The organism is Streptomyces sp. NPDC093252 (assembly GCF_040683675.1).
GTDB lineage: Bacteria > Actinomycetota > Actinomycetes > Streptomycetales > Streptomycetaceae > Streptomyces.
The window spans coordinates 53,738-72,469 of record NZ_JBFBEM010000006.1; the positions used below are offsets into that span (position 1 = coordinate 53,738).

General features: G+C 73.5%; 17 protein-coding genes. 13 read left to right on the plus strand and 4 right to left on the minus strand.

Annotated features, from left to right (window positions below; translation table 11 throughout):
* The first annotated feature begins 28 nt into the window (after window positions 1–28).
* Together AB0O01_RS14245 and AB0O01_RS14250 are read left to right on the plus strand one after the other, a co-directional pair.
* Complete coding sequence (locus AB0O01_RS14245) at window positions 29–1,060, plus strand: NlpC/P60 family protein (protein WP_365313225.1); 1,032 nt, start codon at window positions 29–31, stop codon at window positions 1,058–1,060.
* A gap of 28 nt (window positions 1,061–1,088) precedes the next feature.
* Window positions 1,089–2,318, plus strand: coding sequence for a hypothetical protein (locus tag AB0O01_RS14250; RefSeq protein WP_365313226.1), 1,230 nt, complete (start codon window positions 1,089–1,091; stop codon window positions 2,316–2,318).
* Between the two features lie 10 nt (window positions 2,319–2,328).
* On the opposite strand, the gene AB0O01_RS14255 is transcribed toward AB0O01_RS14250, so the two are convergent.
* Window positions 2,329–3,570, minus strand: a complete 1,242-nt coding sequence (locus AB0O01_RS14255; protein ID WP_365313228.1) for a glycosyltransferase family 87 protein — start codon at window positions 3,568–3,570, stop codon at window positions 2,329–2,331.
* 66 nt (window positions 3,571–3,636) lie between these two features.
* Between AB0O01_RS14255 and AB0O01_RS14260 the strand changes: the two genes are divergently transcribed.
* Window positions 3,637–4,779, plus strand: coding sequence for a glycosyltransferase family 4 protein (locus AB0O01_RS14260; RefSeq protein ID WP_365313230.1), 1,143 nt, complete (start codon window positions 3,637–3,639; stop codon window positions 4,777–4,779).
* 140 nt (window positions 4,780–4,919) lie between these two features.
* On the opposite strand, the gene AB0O01_RS14265 is transcribed toward AB0O01_RS14260, so the two are convergent.
* Window positions 4,920–6,716: an AMP-dependent synthetase/ligase gene (locus tag AB0O01_RS14265; RefSeq protein WP_365313232.1), complete on the minus strand. Its 1,797-nt coding sequence runs from the start codon at window positions 6,714–6,716 to the stop codon at window positions 4,920–4,922.
* 271 nt (window positions 6,717–6,987) lie between these two features.
* Between AB0O01_RS14265 and AB0O01_RS14270 the strand changes: the two genes are divergently transcribed.
* From AB0O01_RS14270 to AB0O01_RS14295, 6 genes are all read left to right on the plus strand, one after another.
* Complete coding sequence (locus tag AB0O01_RS14270; RefSeq protein ID WP_365313234.1) at window positions 6,988–7,794, plus strand: metallophosphoesterase; 807 nt, start codon at window positions 6,988–6,990, stop codon at window positions 7,792–7,794.
* 67 nt (window positions 7,795–7,861) lie between these two features.
* Entirely contained in the window at window positions 7,862–8,302 is a 441-nt protein-coding gene (locus tag AB0O01_RS14275) for an SRPBCC family protein (RefSeq protein WP_365313236.1), read from the plus strand.
* Between the two features lie 335 nt (window positions 8,303–8,637).
* A complete protein-coding gene (locus AB0O01_RS14280) occupies window positions 8,638–9,807 on the plus strand; it encodes an ArsA family ATPase (RefSeq protein ID WP_365313237.1) in 1,170 nt (389 codons plus the stop codon).
* A gap of 56 nt (window positions 9,808–9,863) precedes the next feature.
* The gene (locus AB0O01_RS14285; RefSeq protein WP_365313239.1) at window positions 9,864–10,394 is read left to right on the plus strand and encodes a DUF5304 domain-containing protein; all 531 of its coding nucleotides are present in this window, start codon (window positions 9,864–9,866) and stop codon (window positions 10,392–10,394) included.
* A gap of 78 nt (window positions 10,395–10,472) precedes the next feature.
* Window positions 10,473–11,426, plus strand: a complete 954-nt coding sequence (locus tag AB0O01_RS14290; RefSeq protein ID WP_365313241.1) for an ROK family glucokinase — start codon at window positions 10,473–10,475, stop codon at window positions 11,424–11,426.
* Window positions 11,427–11,790: 364 nt separating this feature from the next.
* A complete protein-coding gene (locus AB0O01_RS14295; protein WP_365313242.1) occupies window positions 11,791–12,561 on the plus strand; it encodes an endonuclease/exonuclease/phosphatase family protein in 771 nt (256 codons plus the stop codon).
* A 335-nt stretch (window positions 12,562–12,896) separates the two neighbouring features.
* On the opposite strand, the gene AB0O01_RS14300 is transcribed toward AB0O01_RS14295, so the two are convergent.
* On the minus strand, window positions 12,897–13,538 hold the full coding sequence (locus AB0O01_RS14300; RefSeq protein ID WP_365313243.1) for a hypothetical protein: 642 nt from the start codon (window positions 13,536–13,538) through the stop codon (window positions 12,897–12,899).
* Window positions 13,531–14,349 carry an alpha/beta fold hydrolase gene (locus AB0O01_RS14305; protein ID WP_365313244.1) on the minus strand — a complete coding sequence of 273 codons (819 nt, stop codon included), beginning with the start codon at window positions 14,347–14,349 and terminating at the stop codon, window positions 13,531–13,533. The genes AB0O01_RS14300 and AB0O01_RS14305 overlap by 8 nt, the downstream gene beginning before the upstream one ends.
* A gap of 171 nt (window positions 14,350–14,520) precedes the next feature.
* On the opposite strand from AB0O01_RS14305, the gene AB0O01_RS14310 reads away from it, so the two are divergent.
* The 4 genes from AB0O01_RS14310 (at window position 14,521) to AB0O01_RS14325 (ending at window position 18,668) form a co-directional block, all read left to right on the plus strand.
* Window positions 14,521–15,288, plus strand: a complete 768-nt coding sequence (locus AB0O01_RS14310; RefSeq protein WP_365313246.1) for a lysophospholipid acyltransferase family protein — start codon at window positions 14,521–14,523, stop codon at window positions 15,286–15,288.
* A gap of 161 nt (window positions 15,289–15,449) precedes the next feature.
* Entirely contained in the window at window positions 15,450–16,751 is a 1,302-nt protein-coding gene (locus tag AB0O01_RS14315; protein ID WP_365313248.1) for a DUF5931 domain-containing protein, read from the plus strand.
* Entirely contained in the window at window positions 16,748–17,440 is a 693-nt protein-coding gene (locus AB0O01_RS14320; protein WP_365313250.1) for a response regulator transcription factor, read from the plus strand. The genes AB0O01_RS14315 and AB0O01_RS14320 overlap by 4 nt, the downstream gene beginning before the upstream one ends.
* Before the next feature lie 199 nt (window positions 17,441–17,639).
* Window positions 17,640–18,668, plus strand: a complete 1,029-nt coding sequence (locus AB0O01_RS14325) for a 6-phosphofructokinase (RefSeq protein WP_365313738.1) — start codon at window positions 17,640–17,642, stop codon at window positions 18,666–18,668.
* Window positions 18,669–18,732: the final 64 nt, after the last annotated feature.

Consider the following 18,732-nt stretch of genomic DNA (forward strand, 5'->3'; position numbering starts at 1 on the left):
GCGTCCAGTGAAAGGGGCACGGCTTCCCGTGGGGTCCCATCGCCGTCAGGCACCGTCCGGGTTCGACCGAGGGTCGTACGTCGCCGTCTCCGTCCTCACCGCGGTCTCCGCCGCCGTCGCCGCCCTCGGCGCCGCCCCGGCCACCGCCGCTCCCACCGCCCCCGCCGACGACACCCGCGCCGAGGTCGACCGGCTCTACACCGAGGCCGAGCGGGCCACCGAGGCGTACAACAAGGCCGACGAGCGCACCGACACCCTGCGCGGCGAGGTCCGCCGCACCCAGGACCGGATCGCCCGCCAGCAGGAACACGTCAACGAACTGCGCGAGGCCCTCGGCTCCCTGGCCGGCGCCCAGTACCGCTCCGGCGGCGTCGACCCCTCCGTCGCCCTGCTGTTCTCCGACGACCCCGACGACTACCTCGACAAGGCCGCCGTCCTGGACCGGATCAGCACCCGCCAGGCCGCCCAGCTCACCGAACTGCGCGGCGCCCTGCGCGAACTGGCCCAGGAGCGCACCGAGGCCACCGCCCGCCTCGCCGAACTGGAGCGCAGCCGCACCGCCGTCGCCGCCCACAAGAAGACCGTCGAGGGCAAACTCGCCAAGGCCCGGGAACTCCTCAACGCCCTGCCCGACGAGGAGCGCGCCGCCCACGACCGCGCATCCCGCTCCGGCCGCGCCGACCTGCCCGCCCCCTCCGGCGCCCGGCCCGCCTCCGGCCGCGCCGCCGCCGCGGTCGCCGCCGCCCGCTCCGCCGTCGGCAAGCCCTACATCTGGGGCGCCAACGGACCCAGTGGCTTCGACTGCTCCGGCCTCACCCAGTGGTCCTACGCCCAGGCCGGTATCGCCATCCCCCGCACCTCCCAGGGCCAGCGCCACGCCGGGACCCATGTCCCGCTCGCCCAGGCCCGGCCCGGCGACCTCGTCACCTACCGCTCCGACGCCAGCCATGTCGGCATGTACGTCGGCGACGGACAGGTCGTCCACGCCCCCTACCCCGGCGCCCCCGTGCGCTACGACCCGGTCGGCATGATGCCGATCGATTCGGTGACACGCGTCTGAATCCGCTGCTCCCCTTACGATCGTCACCATGACCGGTCGAGGGCGGGCACCGATATCCGCGGTCACCAGGGGCGCCGCGCTGAGCGTGCTCCTGGTGACCCTGGTGGGGCTGGTGTCCTGCGGCCGGACGCCCGCCCCGGACACCGGCCGCGCGGACGTCCAGCGGCTCCTGGACCGCCGTGCGGGGGCCCTGCTGGCCGGGGACACCGTCACCTACCGGGCCACCGGCACCCCGACCAACTGGGACAACCTCGGCTCACTGCCGCTGGCCGCCTGGTCCTACCGGGTCACCGGCCTCGCCCCCGCCGACGGCACCCGCGCCACCGACACCTTCACCGCCGACGCCGAGCTGAGCTACCGCCTCCAGGGCTACGACCGGGCCCCCGTCACCACCGCCCGCACCCTCACCCTGACCCGCGACCGGGACGGCGACTGGCGGCTCACCGCCGACCGGCCCGCCGAGGAGTCCGGGCAGCAGCTCTGGGACCAGGGCCCGGTCCAGGTGATCCGGGGCACCCGCAGCCTCATCCTGGGCGTCGGCCGCACCCCCCAGTCCCTGCGCGACTTCGCCGCCCTCGCCGACCGGGCCGTCCCGGCGGTCTCCGGCGCCTGGGGCACCGACTGGGGGCAGCACGTCCTGGTCCTCGTACCGAAGTCGCTGGACGGCATGGCCGGGCTGCTGGGGTCGCCCGCCTCCCACTACCGGGGCATCGCCGCCGTCACCACCGGCGAGGTCGGTGCCGACGGGGACGCCCCCGCCGACCGGATCGTCATCAACCCCGACGCGTACGCCATCCTCGGCGACACCGGCAAACAGGTGGTCCTCACCCACGAGACCACCCATGTCGCCACCCGGGCCCACACCGACGCCGCCACCCCGCTCTGGCTCTCCGAGGGCTACGCCGACTGGACCGGCTACCGGGGCACCGGCCGCACCCCCGCCGAGATCGCCCCCGAACTGGCCCGCGCGGTCGCCTCCGGCGAACTGCCGAAGGACCTCCCGGCCGACGACGACTTCGGCTTCACCGACGACCCCGCGACCCTGGCCCGCGCCTACGAGTCCGGCTGGCTGGCCGCCCGGATGATCGCCGAGCACTGGGGCGCACCCCTGCTCGCCGACTTCTACCGCGCGGTCGCCGCCCACGGGCAGCGCGAGGGCGCGGTGTCCTCGGCCCTGACGAAGGTGCTGGGCGTGAGCGAGGAGCAGTTCACCGAGGAGTGGCGGGAGTACCTGGTGACCCAGCTCCCGGCCGGGTGATCCGCGCCGCTCAGGAGGGGACGTGGCGGTCCGCCGGGCGCGCCCGTTCCGCGGGCGGCAGGGGAGTGGGGGCCGGCCTCGCCGGTACCGTCTCCCGCCACAGGATCCGCGCCGCGAGCAGCGCCGCCGCGACCAGCAGCCCGTTGCGCACCACCAGCAGCGTCACCCCGAGCGCGTCGCTCGCCACCACGTGCGAGAACCACAGCGGGAACTCCAGCACCGTCACCAGACACGCCACCAGCACCAGCAGCACCGGCACCCGCATCCGGCTCGCCCGGAAGCCCAGGCACACCGCCGCCGTGCCGACCAGCCACACCATGTACTGCGGGCTGATCACCCGGCTCGTCACCGTGAACATCAGCACCCCGACGAAGGCCGCGTCCGCCGCCGTCCACGCCTCGAACCGCCGCGCCCGCAGCCGCCACAGCAGCAGCCACCCGAACGCCAGCCCCGACAGCACCAGCGCCGCCGCGCTGACCACCTCCACATACGGGCCGAGGAACTCCACCGACCCGTAGTTCAGCAGCACCTGCCCCTCCCAGCCGAAGTGCCGGGCGACATGGAACACCAGCGACCCCAGCGACTCCACCTCCGTGCCCCGGTCCCGCTGGAACGTCAGGAACGCGAACGCCCCCGGCATCGCCAGCCAGCTCACCGCCGCCACCGCACCCGCGGCCACCGCGGCGGCCCCCCACGCCCGGCGCCGCACCACCCCCAGCAGCACCAGCGCCGGCCACACCTTCAGCATCGCCCCGAACCCGGCCAGCGCCCCCATCAGCCGGGGATGCCGGGCCCCCGCCAGCAGCGCGCCCACGGCGACGGCGGTCACCATCACGTCGTAGCGCGCGTACACCGTCGGGCCCAGCAGCGGCACGCCCACCACCCACACCCAGGCCCCGCCCAGCGAGCGGCCCCGCCCGGCCGCCGCGCCCATCAGCAGCAGCGTCACCACCAGGTCCGCGGCGAAGGCCAGCACGAAGAACGCCTGCGCGTACTCCAGGAACGGCAGCAGGGCGGGCGACAGGATCGGCAGCGCGGCGGCGGGCGGGTACTGCCAGGTGACATCGTCCAGCGGGAACGTCCCGGTGCGCAGCACCTCGTACCAGCCCTGGTAGATCACCGACACATCGCTGGTGACATCCGGGCCCGGGAACACCCACACCTTCATCACGAACAGCAGCAGGAACACCCGGGTCAGCGCCCACACCGCGATCAGCCACGGCAGAGAGCGCCGCGTCTCCGACTTTTCCACTGAAGCCCCTGTTCCCGCGCCCGGCCGTGCCGAGCGGTGAGTCTACGTTGGGTAGGCTCGGCGCCGATGCGCAAGACCCTCGTCGTCACCAACGACTTCCCGCCCCGCCCCGGCGGGATCCAGGCCTTCCTGCACAACATGGCCCTGCGGCTCGACCCCGAACGCCTCGTGGTGTACGCCTCCACCTGGAAGCGCGGCCCCGAGGGCGCCGCGGCCACCGCCGCCTTCGACGCCGAACAGCCCTTCACCGTCGTCCGCGACCGTACGACGATGCTGCTGCCGACGCCGGGCGCCACCCGGCGGGCCGTCTCCCTGCTGCGTGAACACGGCTGTACGGCGGTGTGGTTCGGGGCGGCGGCCCCGCTCGGCCTGATGGCCCCCGCGCTGCGCCGGGCCGGCGCCGAACGGCTGGTCGCCACCACCCACGGCCACGAGGCGGGCTGGGCCCAGCTCCCCGCGTCCCGCGCCCTGCTCCGCCGGATCGGCGAGGGCACCGACACCCTCACCTACCTCGGCGAGTACACCCGCTCCCGGATCGCCGCCGCGCTCACCCCCGAGGCCGCCGCCCGGATGGTCCAACTGCCGCCCGGCGTCGACGAGAAGACCTTCCACCCCGGCTCCGGCGGCGCCCAGGTCCGCGCCCGCCTCGGCCTCACCGACCGGCCGGTGGTGGTCTGTGTCTCCCGGCTGGTCCCGCGCAAGGGCCAGGACACCCTGATCCTCGCCCTGCCCCGCATCCTGGCCCACCACCCGGACACGGCCCTGCTGATCGTCGGCGGCGGCCCCTACGAGAAGGACCTGCGCCGACTGGCCCGGGAGACCCGGGTGACCGAGTCGGTGGTCTTCACCGGGGCCGTCCCCTGGGCGTCCCTGCCCGCGCACTACGGCGCCGGTGATGTCTTCGCGATGCCCTGCCGGACCCGGCGCGGCGGTCTGGACGTCGAGGGCCTCGGCATCGTCTACCTGGAAGCCTCCGCGACCGGCCTCCCGGTCGTCGCCGGCGACTCCGGCGGCGCCCCCGACGCGGTCCTGGACGGCGAGACGGGCTGGGTGGTCCGGGGAGCGTCCCCCGAGGACACCGCCGACCGCGTCATCGCCCTCCTGGCCGACGAGGAACTCCGCCGCAGCATGGGCGAACGGGGCCGCCAGTGGGTGGAGGAAAAATGGCGCTGGGACCTATTGGCGGACCGCTTGAGGGCTTTGTTGTAGACAGGGCTCAAGGCCAACGAGGGGGGCTCTTATGTTTTTAGGGGCGCTGGGGGTACCCCCTCTGGGGGAGGAACTGCGCGACCAGCCACACCCGACCCGCACTCGCCCCCAACCCTCAATCCGCACCCCCCTTGGGCGCGTCACTTCCCGTAAAGCCCTTCAATCTCCTCAGCGAAATCCTTGGCAACAACATTCCGCTTCAGCTTCAGCGACGGAGTCAAATGCCCCGACTCCTCACTGAACTGCCCCGGCAGAATCCGGAACTTCCGCACCGACTCCGCCTTGGACACCGCCGCGTTCCCGTCGTCCACCGCACGCTGGATCGCCGCCACCAGATCCGGATCCCCCGCCAGCGCCGCCGCCGTCGCCCCGGAGGGCTTCCCGTGGTCCGCGGCCCAGCGCCCCAGGAACTCCTCGTCGATGGTGATCAGCGCGCCCACGAACGGCCGCCCGTCGCCGACCACCATGCACTCGGCGACCAGCGCGTGCGCCCGGATGCGGTCCTCGATCACCGCCGGGGCCACGTTCTTGCCGCCCGCGGTGACGATGATCTCCTTCTTGCGCCCGGTGATCCGCAGATACCCGTCCTCGTCCAGCGTCCCGACATCACCGCTGTGGAACCAGCCGTCGGCCAGCGCCTCGGCGGTCGCGGCCGGGTTGTTCCAGTACTCCTTGAACAGATGCTCGCCGTGCAGCAGCACCTCGCCGTCGTCGGCGATCCGCACCACCGACCCCGGCAGCGGCTGCCCGACCGTGCCGATCTTCTGCCGGTCCCAGGGGTTGAACGTGGTCGCCGCGCAGGTCTCGGTCAGCCCGTAGCCCTCCAGCACGGTGAAGCCGATGCCGCGGAAGAAGTGCCCGAGCCGCTCGCCGAGCGGGGCGCCGCCGGAGATGGCGTACTCGCCGCGCCCGCCGAGCACCGCGCGCAGCTTGCCGTAGACGAGCCGGTCGAAGATCTTGTGCTTGACGCGCAGGCCGAAGGCCGGGCCGGACGGGCTGTCCAGGGCCCTGCTGTAGGCGATGGCGGTGTCCGCGGCCTTGTCGAAGATCTTGCCCTTGCCGTCCGCCTGCGCCTTGGCGCGCGCCGAGTTGTAGACCTTCTCGAAGACGCGCGGGACGCCCAGGATCAGCGTCGGGCGGAAGGTGGCCAGTTCCTCGGTGAGGTGCTTGACGTCCGGGACGAGGCCCAGCTTGATCGGCGCCATCATCGGCGCGACCTGCACCAGCCGCCCGAAGACATGGGCCAGCGGCAGGAACAGCAGCACACTGCACTCCCCGGTGCGGAACAGCGGGCGCAGCCGCTCCACCGCGTTGCCGCACTCCGCGAAGAAGGCGCGGTGGGTGAGGACACAGCCCTTGGGGCGGCCGGTGGTGCCGGAGGTGTAGACGATGGTGGCGGGGTCGTCGGCGCGGGCGAGGGAGGAGCGTTCGTCGACGGTGTCGTCGGAGACGTCCTGGCCGAGCCGCCCCAGCTCCTCCACCGCGCCGCCGTCGATCTGCCAGACGTGCTTCAGCTCCGGCAGCCGGTCCCGGATCGACTCCAGACCGGCCGCGTGCTCCGCGCTCTCCACCACGCACGCGGTGACGCCCGAGTCCCCGAGGATCCACTGCACCTGCTCGGGCGAGCTGGTCTCGTACACCGGGACGGTGACCCCGCCCGCGGTCCAGATCGCGAAGTCCAGCAGGGTCCACTCGTAGCGGGTCCGGGACATCAGGCCCACCCGGTCGCCCGGCTGCACACCCGCCGCGATCAGGCCCTTGGCCGCCGCGCGGACCTCGGCGAGGAACGCGGTGGCCGTCACGTCCTGCCAGGCGCCGCCCGCCTTGCGGGCGATCACGGCGACATCGGGATGCTGCGCGGCGTTTCTGCGGACGATGTCGGTCAGGTTGCCGTCCGCGGGGACCTCGTACAAAGCCGGAAGGCTGAACTCGCGCAAGACTGCTGCTCCTCATAGGGCGCCGGCGCCACGACGTTGTGTGATGCGACCTGAGTACCGACATCCTGGGTACGACGGGACGGCCCGGACGTTACCCGCCGGTATGGCGTCTTCGACAGGGGTTCCCGGCGAGATGTTCGCTGCGTCACACGGTTGCTGTTCCTGTTGCTGTCCTGCGCGCACAGTAGTCCACCCCTTTCCGGACGGGCCAGTAACCGGTGGTCTATCCGACACTGTTCACTTATGCCGTACCCGCCTACCCTTGATCGGCATGGCCCCCTCACCGGACCCACCGGACGGAAACCGCCGCCACCGTGTGCATGTGATCAGCGACGTGCACGGCAACGTCCGGGACCTGGCCGCCGCCGGTGCGGGCGCGGACGCCCTGATCTGCCTCGGTGACCTGGTCCTCTTCCTCGACTACACCGACCACGCCCGCGGCATCCTCCCCGACCTCTTCGGCGCCGAGAACGCCCGCCGGATCGTGGAACTGCGCACCGCGCGGCGCTACACCGAGGCCCGGGAGTTCGGCGCCCAACTGTGGGCGGGGGTCGGCGAGGACCGGGCGGCGGTCATCGAGCGGGCGGTACGGGGCCAGTACGCCGAGCTGTTCGCGGCCTTCCCGACCCCGACGTACGCCACCTACGGCAATGTCGACATCCCGCCCCTGTGGCCGGAGTACGCCGGTCCCGGCACCACCGTGCTGGACGGCCAGCGGACCGAGATCGGCGGCTGGACCTTCGGCTTCGTCGGCGGCGGCCTGCGCACCGAGATGCACACCCCGTACGAGATCGACGACGAGGAGTACGCGGCGAAGATCGAGGCCGTCGGCGAGGTCGACGTCCTGTGCACCCATATCCCGCCCGAGGTGCCGGAGCTGGTCTACGACACCGTCGCGCGCCGCTTCGAACGGGGCTCGCGGGCGCTGCTCGACGCCATCCGCCGGACCCGGCCGCGCTACGCGCTGTTCGGGCACGTCCACCAGCCGCTGGTGCGGCGGATGCGGATCGGGGCGACCGAGTGCGTGAACGTGGGGCACTTCGCGGGGGCGGGGCGGCCGTGGGTGCTGGAGTGGTGACCGGCCCTGTTCGACCGCGCGGTAGCCTTCACGCTGTCTATTCGGCCGCATCGGAGGAGCCACGGCGATGGCGGAACACACCAGCTCTAGCATCACGATCGAGGCGGCCCCCGCCGAGGTCATGAAGGTGATCGCGGACTTCGCCCGCTACCCCGACTGGACCGGCGAGGTCAAGCAGGCCGAGGTGCTCGCGACGGACGCGCAGGGCCGGGCCGAGCAGGTGCGGCTGGTGATGGACGCCGGGGCGATCAAGGACGACCAGACCCTCGGCTACACCTGGACCGGGGACCACGAGGTGTCCTGGACGCTGGTCAAGTCCCAGATGCTCCGCTCCCTCGACGGCTCGTACCTCCTCCGGCCCGCCGGGACGGCGACGGAGGTCACCTACCGGCTCACCGTCGACGTCAAGATCCCCATGCTCGGCATGATCAAGCGCAAGGCGGAGAAGGTCATCATCGACCGCGCCCTGGCGGGCCTGAAGAAGCGCGTGGAGTCGGACCCGAAGTAGCCCCCACACCGGGCGCGCGCCGTTTCCTGCTCACGGGAGCGCGAAGAGCCGGGCGTCCGCTCTTAGGAACGCGGGGAGCTACGCGTCTGTTGTTAGGGGCGCGGGGAACTGCGCGTCTGTTTTCAGGAACGCGGGAAACGCCGCCTCTGCTTTTAGGGGCGCGGGGAACTGCGCATCTTTTCCGGGGCGCGGGGAACGGCGCATCCTTCAGGGGCGCGGCGAACGGCGCATCTTCGATAGGGGCGCGGGGAACTGCGCATCCTTGAAGGGGCGCGGGGAACTGCGCGAACACCCCCACCCACCCGCACCCAACCGCCCCCCAACCCCCAGGACCCATGCGAACCATCCTCCTCACCGGCCCAGGCGGAGCCGGCCGCACCACCATCGCCACCGCCACCGCCCTCCAGGCCGCCCACCAGGGCACCCGCACCCTCCTCATCACCACCGACCCCACCGGCACCCTCGCCGGAACCCTGGACGGCGTCCCCGGCGTCCCCGGCGTCCCCAACCTCACCGTCCGCCACCCCGAGACCACCGCCCGCTTCCGGGAGGACCTCACCGCGTTCCAGGACCGCGCCGGCACCCTCCTCGACCTGCTCGGCGCCGGCCGCCTCGACCCCGAGGAACTCACCCCCCTGCCCGGCGCCCCCGAACTCGCCGTGCTGCGCGCCCTGCGCACCGCCGCCCTCGCCGAGGACACCCACGACCTGGTCGTCGTCGATCTGCCGCCCACCGAGCAGGCCCTCGCGCTGCTCGCCCTCCCCGAGGAGCTGCGCCGCTATCTGCGCCGCCTGATGCCGCCCGAGCGGCAGGCCGCCCGCGCCCTGCGCCCGGTCCTCGGCCGCCTCGCCGGCGTTCCCATACCCGCCGAGTCGCTCTACGAGACCGCCGCCCGCTGGGATCTGGAGCTGGCCGCCGCCGAAGCCGTCGTGGCCGACCCGGACACCACCGTGCGGATCGTCGCCGAACCCACCCCGGCCGGTGCCGACGCCGTCCGCACCGCCGTCCTCGGCCTCGCCCTGCGCGCCCTCGCCCCCGAGGCGGTGATCGCCAACCGGGTCCTGCCGGAGCACACCGAGGACCCCTGGCTCGCGGGCCCGGTCGCCCAGCAGCGCAAGACGCTGGAGGAGTGGCGGGCCGGGTACCCGCAGGCACTGACCCCCGTCCCGCACCTGGGACGCGACCCGCGCGGCCCGGACGACCTCGGCGCCCTCCCCGTCCCCGGCCTCACCCCCCGCCCCGCCCCCGTCGAGTGGCCGGTCGCCGACCGGCTCGCGGACGACGGGGTGCTCGTCTGGCACATCCCGCTGCCCGGCGCCGCGCGCGAGGACCTCGACCTGGTCCGGCGCGGCGACGAACTCGTCCTCGGTTCCGGACGGTTCCGGCGGATCGTGCCGCTGCCCTCCGCGCTGCGCCGCTGCACCGTCGTGGGCGCCGGGCTGCGCGAGGGCGAGCTGCGCATCCGCTTCGCCCCCGACCCCGGCCTGTGGCCGACGGGCCGCTGAGGCCGCCGCGCCCGTTCGGGTAACGTCGTAGGGACGAGACGTAGTCAGGAGTCGCCATGAGCGAAGAGCGCGCAGAGCGCCCGCCCGCCGACGCCGCCCCCGGGTCGGCGGCCGACCAGGAGGCGCCGGTCACGCCGGTCTCCGACGCCGACGCCTGGGCGACCGCGTGCGCCGAGGACCTCGCGGAGGAGAAGGCCCGCCGCCGTGCCCAGTACGGCAGCCCGCCCGGCTCGGCCGCCGACGAGCTGCTCCGGCTGGTCGACACCGTCGCCGGCAAGCTGTCCGGCCTCGGGGCCCCGCTGCTCGGCCCGGTCGCCGGGACGGCGGCCCAGCAGGTGGTCCGCCAGGTCGTCCAGCAGGCCAGATCCGTGGTGGAACCGGTCATCGAGCGCAATCCGGATGTCTTCGACCATCTCGCCGGTGCCGGTCAGGAACTGCTCGCCGCGTACCGCTCCGCCGTCCAGGCCCAGGAACAGCGCTGGACGGCGCGCGCCGACGACCTCGGCGTGCCCGGGGACCGCGCCGGCCGCGGCGAGGACGACGAGGACCCGCCGGCCGGTCCGAACCAGCGGATCGACCTGGACTGAGGCCCGTTGGAGCCCCGTGGGCCCCGGCCGCCTCGGGTACGGTTGGCCGTAGCGGGGCTCGACCGAACTGAGGGATTCATGGGACTCACCATCGGCGTCGACATCGGCGGCACCAAGATCGCGGCGGGTGTGGTCGACGAGGAAGGCAACATCCTCTCGACCCACAAAGTGCCCACTCCGGGCACGCCCGACGGCATCGTGGACGCCATCGCCGCCGCCGTGGAGGGCGCGCGCGCGGGGCATGAGATCGTCGGCGTCGGCATCGGCGCCGCCGGCTATGTCAACCGCGAGCGGTCCACGGTGTACTTCGCGCCGAACATCGACTGGCGCGAGGAACCACTGAAGGAGAAGGTCGAGGCCCGGGTCGGGCTCCCGGTCGTGGTCGAGAACGACGCCAACGCTGCGGCCTGGGGCGAGTACCGCTTCGGCGCGGGCAAGGGCCACCGGAACGTCATCTGCATCACCCTGGGCACCGGCCTGGGCGGCGGCATCATCATCGGCAACAAGCTGCGCCGCGGGCACTTCGGGGTGGCCGCCGAGTTCGGCCACATCCGGATGGTCCCGGACGGGCTGCTGTGCGGCTGCGGCTCCCAGGGCTGCTGGGAGCAGTACGCCTCCGGCCGCGCCCTGGTGCGGTACGCCAAGCAGCGCGCCAACGCCACGCCGGAGAGCGCGGAGATCCTGCTCGGCCTGGGCGACGGCACGCCGGACGGCATCGAGGGCAAGCACATCTCCATGGCCGCCCGGCAGGGCGACCCGGTGGCCGTCGACTCCTACCGCGAGCTGGCCCGCTGGGCGGGCGCCGGTCTGGCCGACCTGGCCTCGCTCTTCGACCCGTCCGCGTTCATCGTCGGCGGCGGCCTCTCCGACGAGGGCGAACTCGTCCTCGACCCGATCCGCAAGTCCTACAAGCGCTGGCTGGTGGGCGGCAACTGGCGCCCGGTGGCCGAGGTCATCGCCGCCCAACTGGGCAACGAGGCGGGCCTGGTAGGCGCAGCGGACCTGGCCCGCCAGCCCGACCCGACGATGTAGCCACCGCTTCCCCGCGCCTCCCCAGGGGCGCGGGGACCGCGCACCCAGCGCCCATGGGCGCCCCCACTGAGCGCTCGGCCCCACTCCCCGCCCCTGCACCCCCGCCGATAGGGGCGCGGGGAACTGCGCATCCCCCCCACGGCCCTCCATTCGCGCACCGTCCCTCACCCCCACCCCCCCATGGGCGCCCCCACCCAGGGCTCGGCCCCACTCCCCGCCCCCCTGCAACGCCGCCCATAGGGGCGCGGGGAACTGCGCACCCAGCCCCCCACGGCCAGTCACCCGCGCACCCCCTTTCACCCCCACCCCCATGGGCGCCCCAACCCCGCCCAACCCCCCTGTCCCCCCGCGTACATTGACCCCCATGCCAACCCCCCGCCCCCCCTTCCCCCCCTCCACCACAGACCCGACCCACGCCGCCGTCATCCGCGTCCTGACCTACAACATCCGCTCCCAGCGCGACGACCAGCCCGCGCTCGCCCGCGTCATCAACGCCTGCGCCCCCGACCTCGTCCTCCTCCAGGAAGCCCCCCGCTTCTTCCGCTGGCGCAAGAAACTCTCCCGCCTGGCCGCCGCCACCGACCTCGTGCTCCTCTCCGGAGGAGCCCCCGCGGCCGGCCCGGCCCTGCTCTGCTCCCTGCGCGCCACCGTCCTGCGCACCGAGGACGTCCTCCTCCCCCTCACCCCCGGCCTGCACCGCCGAGGCTTCTCGACGGCAGTCGTCCGCTTCGGCCCCTCCGCCCCGCTCGGCGTCCTCAGCGCCCACCTCAGCCTGGACGGCGCGGAGCGCCTCACGCAGAGCGGCATGCTGCTCGACCGGCTCGCCGCACTCGGCGTGGAGCACGCGGTGGCCGGGGGCGATCTCAACGAACGGCCCACCGGCCCCGGCTTCCGCCGCCTCGCCGAGAGCCTCCAGGACTGCCGTACCGTCGCCCCCTGGGGCGGGGCGGACGGCGAGAACACCTGGGTCCGCACCGAACCGCACAGCCGGATCGACGCGATCTTCGCCACCCGGGGCGTCGAGGTGCTCGCCTGCGGTGTGCCGCACGGGCTGCCCGGGGTGCGGGAGAGCGACCTGAGGGCGGCCACGGACCACCTCCCGGTCCTGGCCGCCCTCAGAATCCCACCCGCCTGACCCAACCCCGACACCACCTGGCGCCAGACCACCGGGCCCCGCCTGGAGTCGGACCACCGCGCCCCCCAAACCGAGATCAGCCCACCGAGCCCCACTCGGGCAGGCGTCGACCCCCACGCCCCCGGCATCGCACCCCCGGGACCGGCATCAGATCACCACGCCCACCCGGGGCTCACCACCACGCCCCCGGGACTGGCGTCAGCCCACCGAGCCCCACCCGGGGCCGGGGTCCACCCCCACGCCCCCGGGACCACACCCCAGCACCGGCGTCAGCCGACCCCACCCCACCCGGGGTCGACCATCACGCCCCTGGGGGCCAGGCCCCCGGTATCACCTCACACCACCGCCCCCCGCCCCGGATCCTCCCCGTCCTCGTCGTCCGTCCGCATCCGCGCCACCAGCGTGGAGAACCCGCCGAGGAACCCGCCGATGCCCAGCGTCGCCAGCCACCAGGTCATGTCCCAGCGCAGCAGCACCGCCAGCAGAAGCAGCAGCGGCCCGCCCACCACCGCGAGCCAGGCGAACTTCGCCGTGACATCGGCCGTCGGCAGCGGCGGCGGCTCGGGCGGCACGAAGTGCCCCTCGTCGCTCTCGTCCAGGTCGTCCTCGGACGGCTCGGCCACGCTGTAGTCGCGCGGGCCGCCACCCCCGCCCCCGACCCCGGGGGCGAACGCCACCGAACCGCCGAGCGGCTTCGGTGTCTCCTCCCGGGGTTCCGCGTCCCCCGTGGTGCCGGTCTCCGCGCCGGTGCCGTTCGTCTCGCTCTCCAGGAGCGCCAGGTCCTCCACCGACTTGAAGGGCTTGGCGCCCGGCGGGTCCTTCGGTTCGTCCCCGTACCCGGCGACGATCGCCGCCCAGGCGGCCTCCTCGTCGAAGGGGACATCCTGCTCGTCCTGCTCGTCCGGCTCGGGCCGCTCCCGGTCGTCCCGCCGGTCGCGGTCCTCCCGGTCCTCGCGGTCGGAGTCGTGCTCAGCCACCTGCGGCCGTCCCTTCCTTTCCGGAGCCCTTCCCTGCCTGCTGCTCACCGGCCGCCGTCACGGCGCCCGGGGCGTACCGGTCCACAAAGGCGAGGCTCTCCTCGAAGATCCGGTCCGCGTCATGGTCCAACGTCGCCACGTGGTAGCTCTGTTCCAGCAGCACCTCGCGGATCTCCGTGGAGGAGACCCGGCTGAGGATGCGGGTCGAGTCCTGCGGCGGCACCACATGGTCCTGCGGGCTGTGCAGCAGCAGCAACGGCTGGGTCACCTGCGGCAGCTCACCGTCGACGAGCTGGAGGAACCGGCGCAGCGAGTGCGCCGCGTGCAGCGGCACCCGCGCGTAGCCGATCTCCACCGCGCCGGGCTTGGCGATGTCGCTGGCGATGCCCTTCGTCGTCCGGACCAGATGGCGGGCCACCGGGAGGGCGTGGGCGCTCAGCCCGTGCACCTTGTTCGCCGGGTTGACGACGACCACGCCGGTCACCGCGTCCCCGTGCCGCGCGGCCAGCCGCAGGGCGAGGGCGCCGCCCATGGACAGACCGAACACGAACACCCGCGCGCACCGCTCGGTGAGGGCCAGCAGCGCGCGGTCCACCTCCGCGTACCAGTCCTGCCAGCCGGTGAGCTGGAGATCCTCCCAGCGGGTGCCGTGGCCCGGCAGCAGGGGCAGTGAGACGGTGAGGCCGCGGGCGGCGAGATACTCCGCCCAGGGGCGCAGCGACTGGGGGGAACCGGTGAATCCGTGGCAGAGCAGGACGCCGACCTCACCGCCGTCATGGCGGTAGGGCTCGGCTCCGGGGAGGACCGGCACCTCGGTCTCCTGTTCATCAGAAGGGCGTCTCGGGCGTCTCGGCACGAGAGCTGTACGAACGACTCGGATGTCCTTCACCGTACGCGACCGCACTGACACCGACCAGGGCCGTCGGGCCCTTGGCGGAGCCTCCGGGTTAAGGTCTGACCGACAGACACAGGAGGCACTCGGTTGTTGTACGGCGCCATGAAGGTTTCCGTCGGGGGTTCGCTGAAGCTCGTCTTCCGGCCCTGGGTGGAGGGCCTGGAGAACGTCCCCGCCGAGGGCCCCGCGATCCTCGCCAGCAATCACCTCTCCTTCTCCGACTCGTTCTTCCTGCCCGCGGTGCTGGACCGCAAGGTCACCTTCATCGCGAAGGCGGAGTACTTCACCACCCCGGGCGTCAAGGGGCGGCTGACCGCGGCGTTCTTCAAGGGCGTGGGCCAGCTCCCGGTGGACCGCTCCGGGGCGCGCGGCGCGGGGGAGGCCGCCATCAGGAGCGGCATCGAGGTGCTGGAGCGCGGCGAGCTGTTCGGGATCTACCCGGAGGGCACCCGCTCGCCCGACGGCCGGCTCTACCGGGGCAAGCCCGGCGGTCTCGCGCGCGTGGCGCTGGCCACCGGCGCTCCCGTGCTCCCGGTCGCCATGATCGACACGGAGAAGATCCAGCCGCCCGGCAAGGTGCTGCCCAAGGTGATGCGCCCCGGCATCCGGATCGGCGCCCCGCTGGACTTCAGCCGCTACCAGGGCATGGAGCACGACCGTTTCGTGCTCCGCGCGGTGACCGACGAGGTCATGTACGAAATCATGAAGCTCTCCGGCCAGGAGTACGTGGACATCTACGCGACCGCCGCCAAACGGCAGCTCGCGGAGGCGGCCAAGGCCGAGCGGGAAGCGGCGAAGGAAGCGGCGAAGGACGCCGCCAGGGAGTCCGCAGGCGCCGGGCGGCCCGGCGCTTAGCGGTCCGGCTCCTGGGGCGAACGGCCGCACCGCCGGTCCCGTACACGGCACTCTGGGACCGGACACCGCACGGCGGGCGTCCGCGCGGGGCAGGGCGGGGCAGGGCAGGGCGAGGCGGCGGGGCGGCGGCACAGGCACGGAACACGGTCCGGGTGGGGGAGATGGCCAAGCGCGAGCGAGTCATGCGGATGTCGGTCGAGCAGCCGCTGTGGCGTGCCCTGGCCGCCTACCGGGTCCTCACCCTCTTCTACGCCATCGGCCTGTTCGTCAGCGCCTACGACGACTTCGCCCGCCCCTGGGTCGCCATCGGCTACTTCGCCCTGCTCGCGGTGTGGACCTTCGCCACCCTGCCCCGGCTGACCCACGCCGACCACTGCACCAAGCGCTTCCTCGCCGCCGATCTCACCGTCGCGGTCGCCGGGATCCTGCTCACCCGGGTCGCGGACTCCGCCGAGCGGGTCGACGCGGGCGGGCCGACCCTGCCGTCGATATGGACCGCCGGGGTCGCCCTCGCTTTCGCCATCAAGGGCGGCTGGCGCTGGGCCGCCGTCGCCTCCACCCCGATCGCCGTCGCCAATCTGATCCACCGGGGCGTGCCCGCCCGGGACACCGTCCACAATGTGATGCTGGTCTGGGTCGCCTCCATCGCCATCGGCTATGTCGTCGAGGTCGCCCGCGCCTCCGAGCGCACCCTCGCCCGCGCCCTGGAGATCGAGGCGGCCACCCGGGAGCGCGAGCGCCTCGCCCGGGACATCCACGACAGCGTGCTCCAGGTGCTGGCGATGGTGCAGCGGCGGGGCGCGGTCATCGGCGGCGAGGCGGCCGAGCTGGGGCGGATGGCGGGCGAGCAGGAGGTGGCGCTGCGCACGCTCGTCTCCGGCGGCCTGCTGCCGGTGTCCCGGGTGTCGGAGGACTCCGCCGAGGGCGCCCTCGTCCGGGCCGTGGAGGAGCCGGACGACGACGACCCGGGCCCCGTCGATCTGCGGACGCTGCTCGCCCCGTACGCGAGCGGGCGGGTGAGTCTCGCGGAGCCCGGCGCCCCGGTGGTGCTGGCGCCCGCCGCCGCGCGGGAGCTGACGGCGGCCGTCGGGGCGGCGCTGGACAATGTGCGGCGGCACGCCGGGGACGGGGCGCGGGCCTGGATCCTGGTCGAGGACGAACCCGACGCGGTGATCGTCTCCGTACGGGACGACGGGCCCGGGATTCCCGAGGGGCGGCTCGCGCAGGCCGAGGGGGAGGGGCGGCTCGGGGTGGCCCTGTCCATCCGGGGGCGGCTGCGCGACCTGGGCGGGTCGGCCGAGCTGGTCTCCACGCCCGGTCAGGGCACCGAGGTCGAGCTGAGGGTCCCCAAGGACACCGGCGGCAGCCGGGACAGCCGGGACAGCCAGGACGGCAGGGACGGCCGGGACAGCAGGGACGGCAGGGACGGCAAGGACACCGAGAGGGCACGGGGGAGACGATGAGCGACGGCGGGGAGCAGCGGGGGCCGATCAGGGTGATGGTGGTCGACGACCACCCCATGTGGCGCGACGCGGTGGCCCGGGACCTCACCGAGGCCGGGTTCGAGGTGGTCGCCACGGCCGGTGACGGTGAGCAGGCCGTGCGCCGGGCCAGGGCCGCCGCCCCGGACGTCCTGGTGCTGGACCTCAATCTGCCGGCCAAGCCGGGTGTCCAAGTGTGCAAGGAACTGGTCGGACACAACCCGGCCCTGCGCGTGCTGGTGCTCTCCGCGAGCGGGGAGCACGCCGATGTGCTGGAGGCCGTGAAGTCCGGCGCCACCGGCTATCTGCTGAAGTCGGCGTCCACCGGGGAACTCCTCGACGCGGTGCGCCGCACGGCCGTCGGCGACCCGGTGTTCACCCCCGGCCTCGCCGGGCTGGTCCTCGGTGAGTACCGCCGCCTCGCCTCCGAACCGGCGCCCGGCCCCGGCACCGACCCCGACGAGCCCGGCGCCCCCCGGCTCACCGACCGCGAGACCGAGGTCCTGCGGCTGGTCGCCAAGGGCCTGAGCTACAAGCAGATCGCCGAACGCCTGGTCATCTCGCACCGCACGGTCCAGAACCATGTCCAGAACACCCTGGGCAAGCTCCAGTTGCACAACCGGGTCGAACTCGTCCGGTACGCCATAGAGCGCGGCCTCGACGAGGAGTAGCGGGCCGTCCCCGCGAGGAACGCCGGGCGGCCGACGCCCCGGAAGAAGAACCAGAAGTCCCCGCCGGACCCTGCCGAAGTGACCTGCATCACCCTTACCGTGCTTGCAGGCTCCCGAGCTTCCCGAGCCTCCCATGGCACACGGCAGCACCTCGCACGGCACACGGCAACCGGCGAAGGGACTTTCCATGCGGGATTCCATGCGCGTCGGCGTACTGACCGGGGGCGGCGACTGCCCGGGGCTCAACGCCGTCATCCGGGGCATCGTCCGCAAGGGCGTGCAGGAGTACGGCTACGAGTTCACCGGCTTCCGGGACGGCTGGCGCGGTCCTCTGGAGGGGGACGCCGTCCCCCTCGACATCCCGGCGGTCCGGGGCATCCTGCCCCGCGGCGGCACCATCCTCGGCTCCTCGCGCACCAACCCCCTCAAGCAGGAGGGCGGCATCGGCCGGATCAAGGAGAACCTCGACCGGATGGAGGTGGACGCGCTCATCGTGATCGGCGGCGAGGACACCCTCGGGGTCGCCGCGGAACTCACCGACACCCACGGCGTGCCCTGCGTCGGCGTCCCCAAGACCATCGACAACGACCTGTCCGCCACCGACTACACCTTCGGCTTCGACACCGCCGTGGGTATCGCCACCGAGGCGATCGACCGGCTGCACACCACCGCCGAGTCCCATATGCGGGTCCTGGTGGTGGAGGTGATGGGCCGTCACGCGGGCTGGATCGCCCTGCACTCGGGGCTCGCGGGCGGCGCCAACGTCATCCTCATCCCCGAGCGCCGCTTCGACGTCGACCAGGTGTGCGCCTGGGTGACCTCCCGGTTCCGGGCGTCGTACGCGCCCATCGTGGTCGTCGCCGAGGGGGCCAGTCCCCAGGACGGGGACATGGTCCTCAAGGACGAGTCGCTGGACTCCTTCGGGCACGTCCGGCTGTCCGGGGTCGGCGAATGGCTCGCCAAGCAGATCGAGAAGCGCACCGGCAAGGAGGCCCGCACCACCGTCCTCGGCCATGTCCAGCGCGGCGGTACACCCAGTGCCTTCGACCGCTGGCTCGCCACCCGCTTCGGACTGCACGCCATCGACTGCGTCCGCGACCGCGCCTTCGGCTCGATGGTCGCGCTGCGCGGCACGGACATCGTCCGGGTCCCGATCGCCGACGCCACGGCCAGGCTGAAGACCGTCGGCCCGGAGCTGTACGAGGAGGTGGGCGTCTTCTTCGGCTGACCCCCGGCGCTGACCTCCGGCGTACCGGCCCCCGGCGTACCGGCCCCCGGAAGGCCATGCGGCC